The organism is Methyloradius palustris (genome assembly GCF_019703875.1).
Taxonomy (GTDB): domain Bacteria; phylum Pseudomonadota; class Gammaproteobacteria; order Burkholderiales; family Methylophilaceae; genus Methyloradius; species Methyloradius palustris.
Genome location: NZ_AP024110.1, coordinates 1,413,324 through 1,430,854, shown reverse-complemented (window position 1 = coordinate 1,430,854; position 17,531 = coordinate 1,413,324). Strand labels below are relative to the sequence as shown.

Annotated in this window: 19 protein-coding genes; 5 read left to right on the top strand and 14 right to left on the bottom strand. The window is 45.7% G+C overall.

Annotated elements, in window-relative coordinates; translation table 11 throughout:
* Nucleotides 1–41 precede the first annotated feature (41 nt).
* From ZMTM_RS06910 to ZMTM_RS06850, 13 genes are all read right to left on the bottom strand, one after another.
* Complete coding sequence (locus ZMTM_RS06910) at nucleotides 42–431, bottom strand: PilZ domain-containing protein (protein ID WP_225906969.1); 390 nt, start codon at nucleotides 429–431, stop codon at nucleotides 42–44.
* A complete protein-coding gene (gene holB, locus ZMTM_RS06905) occupies nucleotides 428–1,465 on the bottom strand; it encodes a DNA polymerase III subunit delta' (RefSeq protein WP_221763193.1) in 1,038 nt (345 codons plus the stop codon). The genes ZMTM_RS06910 and holB overlap by 4 nt, the downstream gene beginning before the upstream one ends.
* A 15-nt stretch (nucleotides 1,466–1,480) precedes the next feature.
* Complete coding sequence (gene tmk, locus ZMTM_RS06900; RefSeq protein WP_221763192.1) at nucleotides 1,481–2,092, bottom strand: dTMP kinase; 612 nt, start codon at nucleotides 2,090–2,092, stop codon at nucleotides 1,481–1,483.
* Nucleotides 2,089–3,093 carry an endolytic transglycosylase MltG gene (mltG, locus tag ZMTM_RS06895; RefSeq protein WP_221763191.1) on the bottom strand — a complete coding sequence of 335 codons (1,005 nt, stop codon included), beginning with the start codon at nucleotides 3,091–3,093 and terminating at the stop codon, nucleotides 2,089–2,091. Before mltG ends, tmk begins: the two co-directional genes overlap by 4 nt.
* Complete coding sequence (gene pabC / locus ZMTM_RS06890) at nucleotides 3,080–3,970, bottom strand: aminodeoxychorismate lyase (protein ID WP_221763190.1); 891 nt, start codon at nucleotides 3,968–3,970, stop codon at nucleotides 3,080–3,082. Before pabC ends, mltG begins: the two co-directional genes overlap by 14 nt.
* Nucleotides 3,971–4,311: 341 nt before the next feature.
* On the bottom strand, nucleotides 4,312–5,544 hold the full coding sequence (gene fabF / locus ZMTM_RS06885; RefSeq protein WP_221763189.1) for a beta-ketoacyl-ACP synthase II: 1,233 nt from the start codon (nucleotides 5,542–5,544) through the stop codon (nucleotides 4,312–4,314).
* A 102-nt stretch (nucleotides 5,545–5,646) separates the two neighbouring features.
* Nucleotides 5,647–5,883 carry an acyl carrier protein gene (gene acpP, locus ZMTM_RS06880; RefSeq protein ID WP_221763188.1) on the bottom strand — a complete coding sequence of 79 codons (237 nt, stop codon included), beginning with the start codon at nucleotides 5,881–5,883 and terminating at the stop codon, nucleotides 5,647–5,649.
* Nucleotides 5,884–6,020: 137 nt separating this feature from the next.
* Nucleotides 6,021–6,761, bottom strand: a complete 741-nt coding sequence (gene fabG / locus ZMTM_RS06875) for a 3-oxoacyl-ACP reductase FabG (protein ID WP_221763187.1) — start codon at nucleotides 6,759–6,761, stop codon at nucleotides 6,021–6,023.
* A gap of 10 nt (nucleotides 6,762–6,771) precedes the next feature.
* Nucleotides 6,772–7,713, bottom strand: a complete 942-nt coding sequence (fabD, locus tag ZMTM_RS06870; protein ID WP_221763186.1) for an ACP S-malonyltransferase — start codon at nucleotides 7,711–7,713, stop codon at nucleotides 6,772–6,774.
* A 33-nt stretch (nucleotides 7,714–7,746) separates the two neighbouring features.
* Nucleotides 7,747–8,700, bottom strand: a complete 954-nt coding sequence (locus ZMTM_RS06865; RefSeq protein WP_221763185.1) for a beta-ketoacyl-ACP synthase III — start codon at nucleotides 8,698–8,700, stop codon at nucleotides 7,747–7,749.
* Nucleotides 8,697–9,788: a phosphate acyltransferase PlsX gene (gene plsX, locus ZMTM_RS06860; RefSeq protein WP_225906968.1), complete on the bottom strand. Its 1,092-nt coding sequence runs from the start codon at nucleotides 9,786–9,788 to the stop codon at nucleotides 8,697–8,699. Before plsX ends, ZMTM_RS06865 begins: the two co-directional genes overlap by 4 nt.
* 62 nt (nucleotides 9,789–9,850) lie before the next feature.
* Complete coding sequence (gene rpmF, locus ZMTM_RS06855) at nucleotides 9,851–10,030, bottom strand: 50S ribosomal protein L32 (protein ID WP_221763184.1); 180 nt, start codon at nucleotides 10,028–10,030, stop codon at nucleotides 9,851–9,853.
* A gap of 42 nt (nucleotides 10,031–10,072) precedes the next feature.
* Nucleotides 10,073–10,555 (bottom strand): YceD family protein, encoded by a 483-nt coding sequence (locus tag ZMTM_RS06850; RefSeq protein ID WP_221763183.1) that lies wholly within the window; start codon nucleotides 10,553–10,555, stop codon nucleotides 10,073–10,075.
* Nucleotides 10,556–10,770: 215 nt separating this feature from the next.
* On the opposite strand from ZMTM_RS06850, the gene ZMTM_RS06845 reads away from it, so the two are divergent.
* The 5 genes from ZMTM_RS06845 to ZMTM_RS06825 all read left to right on the top strand — a co-directional run bounded on the left by ZMTM_RS06845 (nucleotide 10,771) and on the right by ZMTM_RS06825 (nucleotide 16,959).
* Complete coding sequence (locus tag ZMTM_RS06845; RefSeq protein WP_221763182.1) at nucleotides 10,771–12,189, top strand: acetyl-CoA carboxylase biotin carboxylase subunit; 1,419 nt, start codon at nucleotides 10,771–10,773, stop codon at nucleotides 12,187–12,189.
* Nucleotides 12,190–12,231: 42 nt separating this feature from the next.
* Nucleotides 12,232–14,073 carry a sodium-extruding oxaloacetate decarboxylase subunit alpha gene (gene oadA / locus ZMTM_RS06840; protein WP_221763181.1) on the top strand — a complete coding sequence of 614 codons (1,842 nt, stop codon included), beginning with the start codon at nucleotides 12,232–12,234 and terminating at the stop codon, nucleotides 14,071–14,073.
* A gap of 81 nt (nucleotides 14,074–14,154) precedes the next feature.
* A complete protein-coding gene (locus ZMTM_RS06835; protein ID WP_221763180.1) occupies nucleotides 14,155–14,736 on the top strand; it encodes a Maf family nucleotide pyrophosphatase in 582 nt (193 codons plus the stop codon).
* Between the two features lie 83 nt (nucleotides 14,737–14,819).
* The gene (locus ZMTM_RS06830; RefSeq protein WP_404804704.1) at nucleotides 14,820–16,244 is read left to right on the top strand and encodes a DUF4139 domain-containing protein; all 1,425 of its coding nucleotides are present in this window, start codon (nucleotides 14,820–14,822) and stop codon (nucleotides 16,242–16,244) included.
* Nucleotide 16,245: 1 nt separating this feature from the next.
* Nucleotides 16,246–16,959 (top strand): SAM-dependent methyltransferase, encoded by a 714-nt coding sequence (locus ZMTM_RS06825; protein WP_221763179.1) that lies wholly within the window; start codon nucleotides 16,246–16,248, stop codon nucleotides 16,957–16,959.
* Here the strand turns inward: ZMTM_RS06825 and rnhB are convergent.
* Nucleotides 16,942–17,520, bottom strand: coding sequence for a ribonuclease HII (rnhB, locus tag ZMTM_RS06820; protein WP_221763178.1), 579 nt, complete (start codon nucleotides 17,518–17,520; stop codon nucleotides 16,942–16,944). The genes ZMTM_RS06825 and rnhB overlap by 18 nt on opposite strands.
* Nucleotides 17,521–17,531: the final 11 nt, after the last annotated feature.

Below are 17,531 nucleotides of genomic sequence, written 5' to 3'. Positions count from 1 at the left end.
TGCCTATATTTGCCGAATATAAATACTCGGGCGAATTAAAATTACATGGTGTGCGTGGGGCGCGTTGATTTGAGCGCGCCGCCGAGCAATGATTCGATTTTGTTACGTGCTTCTGTCCCACCATCTTTTTCGCTGAACTGAACGCCAATGCCCTGCGGACGATTACCCTGCGTGACAGGTGTAATCCAGATGACATGGCCAACCACTTTAAGCTTGGTAGGCTCTTCAATCAAGCTTAGCAACATGAAAACTTCATCGCCGATTTTGTAGGGTTTATTGGTAGGAATAAACAAACCACCACCTTTGATAAATGGCATATAGGCTGAAAACAAAGCCGCTTTTTCTTTAATCGCCAGCGACAATACACCAGGCTTGGGGGCGCTTGGTGCTAAATTTGCAGCGGCTTCGATTGGTAACGGTTCTGTGCTCAATGCCTAGCCTTATTCAAAAGTGGTTGCGTTGAAAATAATTGAGTGTATAGCAAAAAAATACTTTCAAGCTGTAACTCGCTATTCAACGGATGATTAGCTGCTTTACGTGCTTCATCCATCTTTTTGTTGAAATCAAGCAGTAAGCCCAAGTTTACGCTTTTGGCTAGGGCTTGCAAAGCTGTGCGATGGCTACCATGGTAGCGTACTTGATCTGTTAATTTGCATGAAAGTAAATCGTAAGTCCATTTTTGAATAGCAACGACAGCAGTTTCCATCCCCAGTGAAACACAAGTGGTGGCTAGAGCGAAAGCATCAGTCTTTTCACCCTTTGCTAGCATTTGCAAAATCTCAGGCAATTGCCTGATGCCCTCTTCCACGCTATTTTTTGCGGCTAGTGGCGAACCGCCAGCGTAATCCAATACTGCTGTGGGCTCTTTGATGCCCTGCGCAGTTAACCATGTAACGGCTTCTTCGTGGCTAGGGCTGGGCATATCAATTTTATGACAACGGCTCGTGATGGTGGCCATCAGTCGCTGTGGCTGATGTGACACTAGTAAAAAGATAACGTCTGCTGGCGGCTCTTCAAGCATTTTTAGCAGGCTATTGGCAGATGCATCATTCAGAGCCTCGGCGGGATGTATCAATACCACGCGTAATCCACTTCCACGATGGCTTGAAAGGCTAAAGAAACTGCCAAGTTCACGCACCTGGTTAATCAGGATCTGTGTTTTCTTTGTTTTAGTCGTTTTAGCAGCGGGAGCATCTTCATCGTCCGCAGCTTGTTCTGGTGTTAACAAGCGATAGTCTGGATGATTGCCCTGCAGGAACCAGCCACAACTCGCACAATGACCACAAGCATGGCCATCAGGCTTAGGTGTTTCACAGAGTAAAGCTTGGCTAAGCGCTAAAGCAAAATCCATCTTACCCAAACCCGCCTGCCCTTTCAGCAATAGTGCGTGAGGCAGTTTATTGCGAGAGGCAGCCAACTGTTGCCATAAAGCCGATTGCCAAGGGTACAAACTTTCAGGAGTCATTAGGTAAACTCATGGCTAAATAGTGGTGATGACATTGTGTACCGATTGCCATACATCTTCGATATTACGGTTGGCGTTAATCACTGCAAAACGTTCAGGGTATTGGGCCGCGCGCTGGAGATAGGCATTGCGGATGCGTGTAAAAAAATCGGCTGACTCACGCTCAAACTTGTCAGGTGCTCTTGCTGTGGCCAATCTTGCGATACTCACCTCAACTGGCACATCGAATAACAAGGTTAAATCGGGCTGTAAATCAGCTTGTACCCAATGCTCCAGGGTTTGCAACTTCTCAATGGCAAGTCCACGACCCCCAGCCTGATAGGCAAAACTGGCATCTGTGAACCTATCTGAGACCACATAAGCGCCACGAGCTAAAGCTGGCAATATCAGCTGCGCCAGATGTTCTTGCCTGGCTGCAAACATCAATAGCGCTTCGGTTTCTGGCTGCATCTCTTCTTGCAACAGCAGTTCACGTAGCTTTTCGCCCAGGCTTGTACCACCTGGTTCGCGCGTGGAAACTACTTCAATGCCACGCGCTTTAAGTAGCTGGATGATGCCAGGAATATGCGTGCTCTTACCAGCTCCATCCATGCCTTCCAGCGTAATAAATTTGCCGTGTCTGCTCATCGTTTATTATTTGGCTTGATTTGGTATTGCATCACAGCGCGATTATGTTCGGCCAATGTAGCAGAGAACGCGTGGCTACCATCGCCCTTACCCACAAAATAAATAGCTTTTGTTTTGGCTGGATGTAAGGCAGCTTCGATAGATGCTAAGCCTGGCATGGCGATTGGGCTTGGTGGTAAGCCAGCACGCGTATATGTGTTATACGGGGTGTCACTGAGTAAATCTTGTTTGCGTAAATTTCCATCAAAATGCTCCCCCAAGCCATAGATCACTGTAGGGTCGGTTTGCAAACGCATCCCCATATTCAATCGATTAATAAACACACCAGCAATCTGAGGCCGCTCCGAGGCTTTTCCAGTTTCTTTTTCAACAATGGAGGCCATAATCAAGGCCTCGTATTGCGATCGATATGGAAGGTTGGCATCGCGATTTTGCCAAGTTGCATCAAGTTTATTTTGCATGGCTTGGTATGCGCGCTTCAATATACTTTTATCGGTGGTATTTCGGCTGAAATAATAGGTATCGGGGAAAAATAATCCTTCGGGAATCGTCTGGTTTGCACCTAACTCAGCTAAGATTTCCTGGTCAGTGCTGGACATAATCAGATGTTTGACTGACTCATTGTTATTCAGAGCATTGCGCATTTGCGCGAAGGTCCACCCTTCTATAAAGGTCATGCTGTCTTGCGATATATTGCCATTAGTCAACGTGACAAACAGGTTGTATGGCGTGGTACCCGTTTCAATCAGATAATTTCCCGCTTTAATGTCACCTGCCCGTCCAAAGGCTCGTACCATTAATACAAAGCTCCAAGGCTCTTTTAACAAGCCCTCTTCAGTCAATTGCTGGCTGATGCTACGCAGACTACTGCCTGCTTTTAAATCCAGCTCAACAGTCTCGGTGTTTATAGAAATGGGCGTGATTGCAAAATAAATCATCCATGCTACAAGCAATAAAAATGACAGAAACGCCAGTGACAATAATCGGTTAATGGTGCGCATGCGGTGACTTTAATAACGTTCTTAATTGGTTCGCTAGGGGCAGTTGTGGCCAGTGTTGATGATTAAACTCTCTCACCTGCCAAGCGCCAAACAAGCTGTTGCAGATAATGATTTCGTCTGCCTGCATGAGATGGCTTAGCGATATATTACTAACGCTTCTTTGCAACGATAGATCGCCAGCAAGCTCAAGTATGCGCTGGCGCGTAAGCCCTGCGACGCCACAATTACTTAAATCTGGCGTATGTAGTTGAGTACCGAATCTGGCGAAAATATTACTCGAGGTACATTCAATCACCATATTATTCGCGTCTAACAAAACACCATCAATGATATTGCTGTCTTGCCACTCAGCACGTGCAATGACGTTCTCTAGCCTGTTTAAATGTTTTATTCCTGCGAGCAAGGGCTGATGTGAGAGTCGTAAATTGCACAAATGTAACTTTACGCCTTCTACAAAGCTTGATTCTGGATAAGTTGGGAAATCGGAGCATATCAATACCCGACTAGGTTGCGCCAATGCTGGCATGGCATAGCCACGCTCACTTTCGCCCCGGGTAATGATGATTTTAATAACAAAGCTTGGGGTTTCTTTAGATGGGGTTTGTTTCTTTGATTGCTCTGAAGATGATGCCTGGATAAGCTTTTCTATATCGCTTAGCAAGATTTCTGCACTTGGGCAGACAATTCCTAGTACATGGCAATCCGACATCAGCTTTTTATAATGATCTAGCCAGCTATCAGGATGCCCTTTAATAACAGGCAAGGTTCTAAATACGCCATCCCCATAGGAAAATCCGCGATCAAACGGAGATAGCGATTCATCTTGCTGGCCGTTGATTAAAACGTGTTTGGACTTGTTGGTTTGTGAGGCTGTCATAGTGGCTGCGGTGCTCGTCAATTGTGTGATTCTACCAACTATATTGATCTATACAGCAACTAAAACTGTTTCCACAATAGCTGTGGATAATTTTGTGGAAAGAAGTCGAATTGTTTAACTAAGTGATGATTTCTATTAGGGTTTTATTAAATTGGCTATAAATTAAGCAATTTAATAAAGTTAATTTAATCAATAACTTACATTAACTCTATGATTTAGAAACAATTAAGCTGTCATCATTTTGTAAAACGCCACATTACTGTGCATAACAATGAATTTTATGGCCACTTTTGGGCATTTAATTTAAATGTTTCATAAACATGACTAACATCATGTCTAGATTACAATTTTTTAAATACCAGACTTCCGTTTGTGCCACCAAAACCAAAATTATTCTTAACAGCAACGTCAATTTTCATGTCACGTGCCACATTTGCGCAGAAATCAAGATCACATTCTAGATCTTGGTTGAATATATTAATGGTCGGTGGCGATATTTGATGATGAATAGCCAGCACTGTGACTACGGACTCCAATCCACCTGCACCACCCAATAAGTGACCAGTCATAGACTTGGTTGAGTTAACGACCAATTTTTTCGCATGATCACCAAACGCTGCTTTGATCGCATTGGTTTCGTTGCTATCACCAAGCGGTGTTGATGTGCCATGCGCGTTCACATATTGCACCTGATCGACATTCACACTCGCATTATTAAGTGCATTACGCATTGATCTGCGTGGACCATCCATATTAGGTGCCGTCATATGGTAAGCATCAGCACTCATGCCATAGCCAATCAACTCTGCATAAATCTTTGCGCCACGCTTTTTGGCAGCTTCGTATTCCTCAAGCACCATCACACCAGCGCCCTCGCCAATGACAAAACCATCACGGTCTTGATCCCATGGGCGGCTAGCGGTTGCGGGGTCATCGTTACGAGTAGATAGCGCACGTGCTGAGGCAAATCCGCCAACGGCTAATCGCGTAATCGGGGCTTCTGCACCGCCAGCAATCATCACATCGGCATCGCCATATTCAATCATGCGAGCAGCATCGCCAATAGAGTGTGTGCCTGTTGTACAGGCAGTCACAATCGCAACATTCGGACCTTTTAAGCCATACATGATGGAGAGATTGCCTGAAATCATATTGATGATGGTGCCAGGAATAAAGAATGGACCAATTTTACGTGGACCAGACTCCTGATACACCGCATCAGTTTCTTCGATCAGTTGCAAGCCACCAATACCAGAGCCAATCGATACACCAATACGCTCTGCATTTTCTTCAGTGACTACGATGCCTGAATCTTTGAATGCTTCAATACCAGCAGCCATGCCGTACTGGATAAACGTATCCATACGACGTGCTTCTTTAGCTGGTAGATATTGCGAGACATCGAACCCTTTTACTTCACCTGCAATTTGCGAAGAAAAAGCACTAGGGTCGAATTTGGTGATTCTTGATATACCGGATTTACCGGCAATCAAGTCAGACCAAGACGCTTCAACACCTATACCAACTGGTGATACTACGCCCAGGCCTGTGACTACTACTCTGCGTTTTTGCATAACGATTTTCTAGAGAACTTGACCGAAAGAATATGACTTCTTATTCAATTCTTGGAGACAAGTCAGAAGAAGCAATCCCCAGAGAATAGTCAGATAAAAGAATTACTTGAGGTTGGCGTTGACGTAATCAATCGCTTGTTGAACTGTTGTGATTTTCTCAGCATCTTCATCTGGGATTTCACAATCAAATTCTTCTTCTAATGCCATGACCAATTCAACTGTATCCAGTGAATCAGCACCCAAGTCGTCAACGAATGAAGATTCATTCTTAACGTCAGCCTCATTGGCACCTAATTGTTCGGTTACGATCTTTTTAACGCGTAGTTCGATGTCAGACATCTAATTTCCCTTTCAAGTTATGTAGCTTACAAAGCTCAGGCTATTCTAACAAAAGTCCTGAGGATTTCAAAAAACAGATTCAACTATTTACGACCTTACAATTTATATTTGAGCTTTAATGGCTATTTGGTTAGCCATTAACTCATGTACATTGCCCCGTTGACGTGGATGGTTTCTCCACTGATGTAGCTTGCAGATGGCGATGCCAAAAAGGCAACCGCAGCAGCAATATCTTCAACCTTCCCTAGACGGCCAAGCGGAATACGCTTCATAAGGTCTTCACGAATGGCTTCTGGTAACTCCTTGGTCATGTCCGTATCAATAAAGCCAGGCGCGACACAATTCACAGTGATATTACGGCTCCCCACCTCTGCCGCAAGCGATTTGGTAAACCCCGCCATTCCAGCTTTAGCCGCAGCGTAGTTAGTTTGCCCAGCATTACCCATGTGGCCAACCACAGATGAAATGCTGATGATTCTACCAGTACGCGCTTTCATCATTGGGCGTAAAACGGCTTGTGACATCCGGAATACAGATTTCAAATTGGTCGTCAGTACGGCATCCCAGTCTTCATCTTTCATGCGCATCAACAAGGTATCACGTGTAATGCCCGCATTATTCACCAGAATTGTGACATCTCCATAATGTTCGCTAATACTTTTTAATGTAGCTTCTACCTGAGCCAGATCATTCACATCAAGTGCCATACCAACGCCAGCATAGCCTGCTTGCTGCAGGGCTTGAGTAATGTTTTCAGCACCTTGCGCAGAAGTAGCCGTTCCTATCACGGTTGCGCCCTGCTTTGCGAGCTCAAGCGCAATGGCTGCGCCTATGCCTCTACTTGCCCCTGTGACTAACGCAATTTGGTTTTGTAACATGTAATATCTCTTATTGATTTAATGATGAGTTAAATTGGGTTTGTGCTTCATCCAGCGCATCTTGACTGATTAATGCAACACACGTCATATCATCCACAATACGCTTTGTAAGCCCTGCGAGTACTTTACCTGGACCACATTCAGCGCTTGTAGTGATGCCTTGCTGACGAATCGACTGAACTGCCTCAACCCATCTTACAGGGCTATAGAGTTGGCGCACCAATGCATCTTTAATTTTGGCTGCGTCAGTGTAAGAGGCGACATCTGCATTATGCAGCACTGGTATGGTACTAGCTGTAATAGCAACATCTTGCAGGTAGCCACGTAACTCCTCGGCAGCTGGCTTCATCAATGCACAATGAGACGGAACGCTGACTGGCAAAGGCAAGGCGCGTTTTGCTCCTTTTTCTTTTGCCAGCGCCATGCCACGCTCAACCGCTGCCTTATGGCCAGCAATCACAACCTGTCCTGGTGAATTAAGGTTTACCGCTTCAAGCACTTGCCCTTGCGCTGCTTCTGTACAGACTGCGCGTACTGTGTCGTCATCCAACCCCAGTATTGCCGCCATCGCGCCTACACCTTCAGCAACAGCAGACTGCATCACATCGGCACGAAAACGGACCAATGGCAATGCATCTTTAAAGCTTATGGCACCTGAGGCTACCAGTGCGGAATATTCACCGAGGCTATGCCCTGCCATTGCGGTGGGTAGATTGCCACCCTCTTTTTGCCACGCACGCCATACGGCAATGCCAGCAGTCAGCATCAAAGGCTGTGTATTACTTGTTTGATTAATGGCGTCATTCGCTTCAGTCGCCATGCGCCAGAAATCTGTATTTAATAAATCAGAGGCTTCAACAAAAGTATCGCGAATCACGCGTGAATCGCCGAACCCTTGCATCATGCCTACAGATTGGGAACCTTGTCCCGGAAAAAAGAATGCAAAACTCATTTCGTCTCTTATCAAAAATAGCCGTTTATCGGCCTAATATTTCAACAACACAGAACCCCAGGTAAAGCCACCACCAAAGGCTTCCATGAGAATAGTTTCACCGCGCTTGATTCTGCCATCACGCACCGCGACATCTAACGCCAGCGGTACTGAGGCGGCCGATGTATTACCATGCACATCTACAGTGACCACAACTTTATCCATAGACATACCTAGCTTTTTGGCGGTAGAACTTAATATCCTGATATTGGCTTGATGCGGCACCAGCCAATCAATATCAGACTTTTCAAGATTATTGGCAGCTAAAGTTTCATCAACAATTGCATCCAATGTATTCACAGCAACCTTGAATACTGGGTTACCTTCCATGTAGATGGTTTTGCTGCCCTCGCGTTGAGAGATGCCAGACGGCACGTTCAGTAAGCCACTATAACTGCCGTCGGCATGTAAATGGGTAGAGATGATGCCAGTCTCAGCATCAGCCTTGAGTATGACGGCGCCTGCGCCATCACCCCATAAAATGCAGTTGGTACGATCAGTCCAGTCAGTAATGCGCGACATGGTTTCAGCGCCAATCACCAAGGCACATTTAGCAGAGCCAGTTTTAATAAAGCTATTCGCTGTTGCCAGTGCATAGATAAAACCACTGCAGACTGCTTGAATATCGAATGCAGGGCAATTGGATATGCCAAGCTTGTCTTGCAATAAGCATGCTGTGCTGGGGAATATGCGATCGGGTGTGGTGGTCGCGACAATAATCAGATCAATATCTTCAGCTTTAAGGCCTGCAGACTGAATGGCATTGCGCGCGGCGTGCAGGGCTAAATCACTGGCATATTCATTATCAGCTGCAATATGGCGTTGTTTAATGCCCGTACGAGATACTATCCATTCATCTGAAGTATCCACCATAACTTCAAGCTCTTTATTGGTCAGAATCCGCTCGGGCAAATAGCTGCCAGTACCTGCGATACGTGCAAACGTCATGCGATGGCCTTCAATTCGGTGGTATTTGCAGCAGATAATTCCAAAGTGCTTTCTTCCAGTTTGTTTGTGCTTGGCTTCAGGTGTTCGATTTCTAGCTGCTCAGTGATCTTTTGCAAAACACCGCTGCTGGACTCTTCAACTGCAGTATTGATGGCATGTGAGAAGGAGAAAATGTCAGCCCCGCCGTGACTTTTCACTACGATACCGCGCAAACCTAAAAAGCTGGCGCCATTGTAACGTCTTGGGTCTAGGCGTTTTTTGAAAGCTTTTAGCACTGGCATGGCAGCCAAAGCCATTAACTTAGTAAATACATTTCGTTTAAACTCTTGTGTCAGGAACATGGCCATCATGCTTGCCAAGCCTTCCGAGGTTTTGAGCGCAACATTGCCTACAAAGCCATCACATACGACCACATCAGTAGTGCCTTTGAAAATATCATCACCCTCCACGTTTCCGTAAAAGTTAAGATGGCTGGCTCTTAGTAGCTCACCAGCTTGCTTGACGACCTCATTACCCTTAATGTCTTCAGAACCAATATTAAGCAAACCAATAGTTGGGCGTGGTTTGTTCTCTACGCAGGAAACTAGGGTCGAACCCATGATGGCGAATTGCAGTAAATGTTCGGCAGTACAGTCCGCATTTGCCCCTAAATCTAGCATATAGGTCATGCCTTTTTTATTGGGTAATACAGCTGCAATGGCTGGTCGATCAATACCTGGGAGGGTTTTTAGCACAAAACGTGCTGTGGCCATCAGTGCGCCAGTATTGCCTGCACTCACGCATGCATTTGCCTCGCCAGTTTTGACCAGATTGATGGCAACTCGCATGGATGAATCTTTTTTATTCTTGAGTGCGCTTTGTGGTGACTCATCCATGGCAACCTGCTGGCTTGCATGATGAATGCGCAGACGTGAACTTATTTCGGCATGGTTGGCAGATAGCTCTGCTTCAATAGCTTCTTTAAGCCCAACAAGAATAATATGGATTTCGCTATGCTGCTTAAGTGCCGATAGCGCTGCTGGCACTGTGACGTGGGGACCGTGGTCGCCACCCATAGCATCAATAGCGACGGTAATTGCTTGTGTCAAGATTTTATAAGTATAAAAAAACGTCTAACCAGAAACTGATTAGACGTTGTTATTTATCTAGCTTACTCGCCCTTGGCAGGCAAAACCTTGCGGCCGCGGTAATAACCGTTTGGACTGATATGGTGACGCAAATGCACTTCACCTGTTGTAGGCTCTACTGCCAACGGTGGGTTGGTCAGAAAATCGTGTGAACGGTGCATGCCACGCTTTGAAGGTGACTTCTTGTTTTGTTGGACGGCCATAATTAACTCCTATTAACTTTCTATTACTACTTATTAAAAGCTTTATTTGCTCTTTAAGTTTTGCAACGCTTGAAATGGGCTTGGTTTCTTCAATGCCGCGATCATGCTATCTGCACCACAATCCTCACCTGCGTGTTTAGGCGCTAGAGGCAAAGCTAATAAAACTTCATCTTCAATTAACTCAAATAACTGCATTTTTGGGTCAGCAATCAGATAATCGTGCTCTTCCAGATCATCTTCTTCTGACGGGATGTCGCTTTCATCATTAACCACTATAAATCTGGACGTAATATCAAGATTAAAATCAAATGGTTCTAGGCATCGCTGACAAGTCAGCTGCAAAACGCCTCGTACTGATAACTCAAGCTCCAGCCTATTCCCGATTGCCACTTTACCTAGCAAACGACAATCAAGCTCACCTTTATTGGATGCAAGAACATCTTCAAGGCGGTTGAATTGTAAAACCGAGATTGTATCATGAAATTCAAGAGATTTCCTCGCAAATTCAATGTTATCAATGATCATGGTCAGTTTTGCCTAGGTGATTTAGTGGTTGCGATACTTAAATTTGGATCCCATGCCAAGCAATATAAATTGGATTGCCTCTCATTATAGTGGAGACACAATTAAGTGATGCTTAAAATAACGACAGTCGCAGCCAGCCGTTATTGGGTGATGCGATGGCAAGGCGCGCATGATATAATTTGCTCATTGCCGTGTCAAAGAATCAGGTCTGTAGTGTGATCAAAAAAATTCTAGTTGCTAATCGCGGTGAAATCGCCGTGCGTATTGTCCGTGCTTGCTCAGAGATGGGCATTAAATCTGTGGCCATTTATTCGGATGCAGATCGCCATGCATTGCACGTAAAAAAAGCAGATGAAGCTTACAACATTGGGTCTGACCCCGTTGTTGGCTATCTGAATGCACATAACATCGTCAATCTGGCGGTCGCTTCGGGCTGTGATGCATTGCATCCTGGTTATGGCTTCCTATCCGAGAACCCTGAACTTGCAGAAATATGCTCGCGCCGCGGCATTAAGTTTATCGGGCCAGATGCCAAAGTTATTCGCCAGATGGGTGACAAAATCCAGGCGCGCAATGCCATGATCAAGGCTGGCATTCCTTGTGTACCAGGCAGTGAAGGTAACCTTGCTGACCTTGAAGAGGCGCGTAAACTAGCTGCGAAAATTGGCTACCCAGTCATGCTAAAGGCCACCAACGGTGGTGGTGGTCGTGGTATTCGTCGTTGCAATGATGAAAAAGAGTTGCTTGGTAATTACGATCGCGTTATTTCGGAAGCCAGCAAGGCATTTGGCAAGCCAGAAGTCTTCCTCGAGAAATGCGTAGTTAATCCACGCCATATAGAAGTACAAATTCTTGCCGATAGTCATGGCAACGTAATCCACTTGTTTGAGCGCGATTGCTCCATACAACGCCGTAACCAAAAGCTCATTGAGATCGCGCCCTCGCCTCAATTAAGCAAAGCGCAACGCGAATATATCGGCAATCTCGGTGTAAAAGCGGCCAAAGCCGTGGGTTATGAGAATGCGGGCACGGTTGAGTTCTTGCTGGATTCTGAAAACAACTTCTATTTCATGGAGATGAACACACGTCTGCAGGTAGAACATACAGTTACCGAGAGCATTACTGGGATTGATATCGTACAAGAGCAAATCCGGATTGCGGATCGCCTGAAGCTACAATATAAGCAGTCTGATGTGAGCTATCGTGGCTTTGCTATGGAATTCCGCATCAACGCCGAAGACCCAAAGAATGATTTCTTGCCGAGCTTTGGTAAAATCACCCGCTATTACGCACCTGGTGGCCCTGGTGTGCGCATGGATGCTGCCATGTACAGTGGCTATGTGATTCCGCCTTATTACGACTCCATGTGCGCAAAGCTGACAGTATGGGCCTTGAGTTGGGATGGCGTTATGGAGCGTGGGCGTCGCGCTTTAAATGATATGGTGGTCTACGGTGTGAAAACAACCATCCCCTACTATCAGGAGATATTGAAACACCCTGATTTTAGAGCCGCCAATTTCGATACCAGTTTTGTTGAATCGCATCCTGAACTTATTAATTACGCAACAGAATTTCCGCGTGAGTTGATTGCTGCGGCGATATCAGCAGCGATTGCAGCACACGAAGGTATTTAACCTGATTTTGTTTTTGAAAACTTAAAGTGATAATTTAACGATATGACTAAAGTACATGTTTCAGAACTAGTTTTACGTGACGGGCATCAATCTTTGATTGCTACTCGCATGCGCACAGAGGACATGTTGCCTATTGCTGGCAAACTGGATGACGCAGGTTTTTGGTCGCTTGAAGCTTGGGGCGGCGCTACTTTTGATGCCTGTGTACGTTACCTGAAAGAAGATCCTTGGGAGCGTCTGAAGAAGTTACGCAAGGCCATGCCTAACAGTCAGATCCAAATGTTGTTGCGCGGGCAAAACCTGCTTGGTTATCGCCACTACTCTGATGATGTCGTACGTGCATTTGTACAGAAGTCAGCAGATAACGGCGTGGATGTATTCCGTATTTTCGATGCGATGAATGACCTGCGTAACCTCAAGGTTTCGATTGAAGCCGTGAAAAAAGTAGGCAAGCATGCTGAAGGTACAATCAGCTACACAACAAGCCCCGTTCACGACATTCCCTACTTCGTCGCGCTGGCCAGAGAGTTAGAAGCTTTTGGCTGCGATACCATTGCTATTAAAGACATGGCCAGCTTGCTAACACCTGAAATCACTGGTGAGCTAGTTAAGTCCTTACGTGCTGCAATTAAATTACCAATTCACTTACATGCACACGCCACATCTGGCTTGGCTAGCATGTCAGTTTTACGTGCTGTAGATAATGGCGTTGCGATTGTTGATGGCTGCATTTCTTCATTTGCTGAAGGTGCGAGCTTACCAACCACCGAAAGTATAGTCGCAGCATTAAAAGGCACTGAATATGATACTGGTTTAGATATTGGAAAGTTGCAGGAAATCGCTGCTTATTTCCGCGAAGTTCGCAAGAAATATTGGCAGTTTGAAAGCGAGTTCACTGGCGTTGATACCCGTGTTCTAGTGAACCAGGTACCTGGCGGCATGATTTCAAATTTGTCTAACCAGCTTAAAGAACAAGGTGCACTCGACCGTATGGATGAAGTGCTGGCTGAAATCCCGCGCGTGCGCGAAGATTTGGGCTTTCCTCCGCTAGTCACACCGACTTCACAAATCGTCGGCACGCAAGCTGTGCTGAATGTGATGACAGGTGCACGCTACAAATCAATCACCAATGAAGTTAAAAATTATTTCCTAGGCCAGTATGGCAAAGCGCCTAGCGCAGTCAATGCTGACATAAAAAACCTTGCTGTTGGTGATGCAAAAGTCATTGAATGCCGCCCTGCTGATTTGCTAGACAATGAAATGGAAAAGTTAAGTAGCGAAGTTGAAGGCTTGGCCAAGTCAGAAGAAGACGTGCTGACTTATGCAATGTTCCCAGATTTGGCGAAAACATTCCTGCAAGAACGAAATGCGGGTTCGTTGAAAGCAGAACCTTTGCTAACCAAAGAAACGGCTGCGACTTCAGCTTCACGTTACGCACCGAACGAATTCAATGTCACCCTGCATGGTGAAACCTTCCATATCAAGCTGACTGGCAGCGGTCACCGTGGTGAAGAGCAGCGCCCATTCTATGTATCAGTTGATGGTATAGGAGAAGAAGTCATCGTTGAAACCTTGAGCGAGGTTGAAGTCTCAGGCAGTAAATCAGGCGGCAAGAAAAAAACAGCTGGTGGGGTTACAAGTAGCGGTCGCCCTCGCCCATCACATGAAGGTTGTGTGACGACTGCCATGCCCGGCAGCATTGTTGAAGTGAAGGTTAAAGCTGGTGATAAAGTCACTGCAGGTGACCCTGTGCTAGTGATCGAAGCCATGAAGATGGAAAACGAAATACAAGCCCCTAAAACTGGGATTGTAGTCGCCGTGCACGTGAAAAAAGGCGATACCGTTACTCCAGATGAATCTTTGTTGGAAATCAAGCCTGAATAATTTATACACGCTTGAATAGCAGCAATATTGATAGCCGATGGCATATTTGCTATCGGCTTTTTAATTTGAAGATTAAAGCATATGAACCAAGCAATTATTCTTGCCTCGTCGTCCCCGTTTAGGCGCGAGCTTTTGTCTCGACTTCAATTACCGTTTAGTGTGGTTTCGCCTAATATTGGTGAGTCTCCTTTAGCGAATGAGGCGGCACAAGCAACGGCATTGCGTTTGGCTCAATTGAAAGCACGCAAGGTTGCAGAAACTCACCCTGACGCTTTGGTGATTGGTTGCGATCAGGTAGCAACAATCGATGACTTGCAGATTGGCAAGCCAGGTTCACACATCAAGGCTTTCAAGCAGCTACAAATGTTGCGTGGCCGCAAAGTGACCTTTCACAGCGCACTTTGCCTGTATAACGCGCAAACTCAACACATGCAGGCTGAGGTAATCCCCTATTTAGTTGAATTCAGATCACTAACCGATGCACAGATTGAAAACTATCTACTCAAAGAACAGCCATATGATTGTGCAGGCAGCGCTAAATCTGAAGGTTTGGGCATCGCATTGATTAAATCAATGGAAGGCAGTGACCCGAACGCTTTAATCGGCCTGCCCTTGATTGCACTCACTAATATGCTGATCAACGAAGGCATTACCATCGTCTAGCAAGTAACGCTTTGTGCCTAGACCAACCAATCTCCTGGGAGAATATCTTGCAAACACTGATTAAAAATACCGTAAAAATTACTTTGGTAGCAGTAGCTACGCTATATGCAGGCACTGGATTTTCGGCCGATATAGACGAAACACGTAGCACCCTGCAAGATCAGCAAGAAGTTGCCGTAACGATATACAACGACAATCTTGCACTGGTCAAAGACCAGCGGAAGATAAAGCTTAAAAATGGCAGCAACAGCTTGGCTTTTCGTGATGTTAGTGCGCAAATTCGTCCTGAAACAGCGTTATTGCGTAGCTTGACTAGTCCCAACAGTTTTAATGTGCTCGAGCAGAATTTCGACTTTGATTTGCTGACCCCACAAAAGCTACTCGAAAAATACGTGGGCAAGAATGTCACTATTATCAAAACTAATCCAAGTAATGGAACTGAAACCAGCGAGCAAGCACAGGTATTGTCAGCTAACAATGGCATTGTGCTAAAAATGGCAGATCGCATAGAGACTGGCCTGCCCGGTCGTATCGTCTATAACGATGTTCCTGCCAACCTGCGTGACAGGCCGACACTGGTGATGCAAATAAATAGTAAATCGGCTACTGAGCAAAATGTGGAACTGAGCTATTTAACAGGCGGGTTAGGCTGGAAAGCAGATTACGTGGCAGAGCTTAACCCTGCTGAAGACAAACTTGATTTGTCTGGCTGGGTCACGCTCACTAATACCAGCGGCACCAGTTATAACAACGCCAAGCTGCAGTTGGTAGCTGGTGATGTTAATCGCGTAGTTGAGCAACGCCCAGTGATGATGGAAATGGTTAGACGAAAAACAGAGATGGCAATGGATGCTGCAGCCCCGATGGCTGAAGAGTCACTGCTCGAATACCATCTTTATACCCTCGATAGAACAACCAACTTAGCTGAGAACCAGACCAAGCAAGTGACGCTTCTGAGTGCAAGCGCAGTACCTGTGCGCAAAGAATTGCTGCTGCAAGGCTCTGAATATTATTATCAATCCAGTTATGGTGATCTTGGCCAGAAGATGAAGGTTGGTGTATTTATCCAGTTTGATAATAAAGAGTCCTCAAAACTTGGCATGCCTTTACCAAAAGGTATCTTGCGTGTTTATAAGAAAGACAGTGCTGGCAACGCCCAGTTTGTTGGGGAGGACTCGATTGACCATACACCGAAAAATGAGACAGTCCGTTTGAAGCTAGGCGATAGCTTTGATGTAACTGCAGACAAAAAACAGACCGACTTCAAGCGATTACCTAATCCAGCTAAAGGTAATGCGCTGTATGAAAGTGCTTATGAAATTGTGCTGAAAAATGCTAAAAAAGAAACCGTGACTGTGACTGTGCAAGAGCCGATACCTGCGGACTGGAAGATTATCCAGGAGAGTCTCCCCAGTAAAAAAATCACGAGCAATACCAATATCTGGAAGGTTGACGTACCAGCTGAAGGCAAAGCTGTGCTGACTTACCGTGTGCAAGTGAAGTATTAGTATGGCTTTTGGTACGCTATACCTAATCCCTGTCACGCTGGGTGGAGATAATCTAGCGCAGGTATTGCCGCCAGAAGTCGTCACACTTACCCAAAAGTTGGACACCTTTGTCGTAGAAAATGAAAAGACAGCACGTCGTTTTCTAGGGCTGATTAAAACAGTCAAGCCCGTGCGTGAGATTCAGTTGCTAACACTCAACGAACATACCATTGAAACTGAACTAGCTGCTTTATTAGCACCGTTATTAGCTGGATTAGATGTCGGGCTAATGTCTGAAGCGGGTTGCCCAGGTGTCGCAGACCCAGGTGCTAGATTGGCGGCACTAGCCCATAGCAAAGGCATACGTGTAGCACCCTTGGTCGGCCCTTCTTCAATCTTGCTAAGCCTCATGGCATCGGGTTTTAATGGGCAGCGCTTTACTTTTTTGGGCTATCTGCCCAGTGATAAGGCGGCGCGTATCCAGCGCATCAAAGAAATAGAGAAAAACTCACAGAAGCATAATGAAACGCAGATTTTTATTGAAACACCCTATCGCAACCAACACATGCTCGAAGACCTGTTGGCGCATTGCAGTCCAAATACAAGGCTATGCATCGCATGCAATATCAGCTTGGATAGCGAGTCTATTGTGAGTAAATCAATCAGTGTGTGGAAAAAGTCAACTTTGCCAGAACTGCATAAACAGCTCTGCGTATTTCTACTGTTGAGCGAGTAGATTTCTCACCGGCGCATAACTGCGGCGGTGCACAGCAGAAACTCCATATTGAATGAGTCGCTGCATATGCTCAGCGGTTGGATAACCTTTGTGTTTGGCAAAGTTATATTCTGGATAGAGTTTATCAAGCTGGATTAATTCGAAATCTCTGGCAGTCTTGGCCAAAATAGAAGCGGCTGAGATGGCTTCGACTTTGCTATCGCCTTTGACAATAGCTTCTGACGCCATTGAAACCTTTGGGCAATGCAGGCCATCAACCAGAATTTTATGGGGCGTGATATGCAATTGCTCCACAGCACGCTTCATCGCCAGCAAGCTGGCTTGTAAGATATTAATCTCGTCTATCTCTTCTACACTACTGCTCGCAATTGCCCATGCCAAGGCGTGCTCTTTGATCTGCAATGCCAAGTAATCGCGCTTTTTTTCACTAAGTTTTTTAGAGTCGGCCAAGCCAATGATAGGCTTTGCAGGATCAAGTATCACTGCTGCGGCATAGACCGCTCCAGCTAAAGGCCCGCGACCCGCCTCATCTACGCCGCATATCAGATGAAACTGGTTCATTGTTTAAGATG

Coding starts and splice junctions, on each gene's coding strand:
- mltG (WP_221763191.1), bottom strand. CDS start 3,093: ATGCGCACCATTAACCGATTATTGTCACTGGCGTTTCTGTCATTTTTA.
- pabC (WP_221763190.1), bottom strand. CDS start 3,970: ATGACAGCCTCACAAACCAACAAGTCCAAACACGTTTTAATCAACGGC.
- ZMTM_RS06835 (WP_221763180.1), top strand. CDS start 14,155: ATGAACCAAGCAATTATTCTTGCCTCGTCGTCCCCGTTTAGGCGCGAG.
- tmk (WP_221763192.1), bottom strand. CDS start 2,092: ATGAGCAGACACGGCAAATTTATTACGCTGGAAGGCATGGATGGAGCT.
- oadA (WP_221763181.1), top strand. CDS start 12,232: ATGACTAAAGTACATGTTTCAGAACTAGTTTTACGTGACGGGCATCAA.
- ZMTM_RS06865 (WP_221763185.1), bottom strand. CDS start 8,700: ATGACGTTTGCACGTATCGCAGGTACTGGCAGCTATTTGCCCGAGCGG.
- rpmF (WP_221763184.1), bottom strand. CDS start 10,030: ATGGCCGTCCAACAAAACAAGAAGTCACCTTCAAAGCGTGGCATGCAC.
- ZMTM_RS06850 (WP_221763183.1), bottom strand. CDS start 10,555: ATGATCATTGATAACATTGAATTTGCGAGGAAATCTCTTGAATTTCAT.
- fabD (WP_221763186.1), bottom strand. CDS start 7,713: ATGAGTTTTGCATTCTTTTTTCCGGGACAAGGTTCCCAATCTGTAGGC.
- rnhB (WP_221763178.1), bottom strand. CDS start 17,520: ATGAACCAGTTTCATCTGATATGCGGCGTAGATGAGGCGGGTCGCGGG.
- fabF (WP_221763189.1), bottom strand. CDS start 5,544: ATGCAAAAACGCAGAGTAGTAGTCACAGGCCTGGGCGTAGTATCACCA.
- fabG (WP_221763187.1), bottom strand. CDS start 6,761: ATGTTACAAAACCAAATTGCGTTAGTCACAGGGGCAAGTAGAGGCATA.
- holB (WP_221763193.1), bottom strand. CDS start 1,465: ATGACTCCTGAAAGTTTGTACCCTTGGCAATCGGCTTTATGGCAACAG.
- ZMTM_RS06825 (WP_221763179.1), top strand. CDS start 16,246: ATGGCTTTTGGTACGCTATACCTAATCCCTGTCACGCTGGGTGGAGAT.
- acpP (WP_221763188.1), bottom strand. CDS start 5,883: ATGTCTGACATCGAACTACGCGTTAAAAAGATCGTAACCGAACAATTA.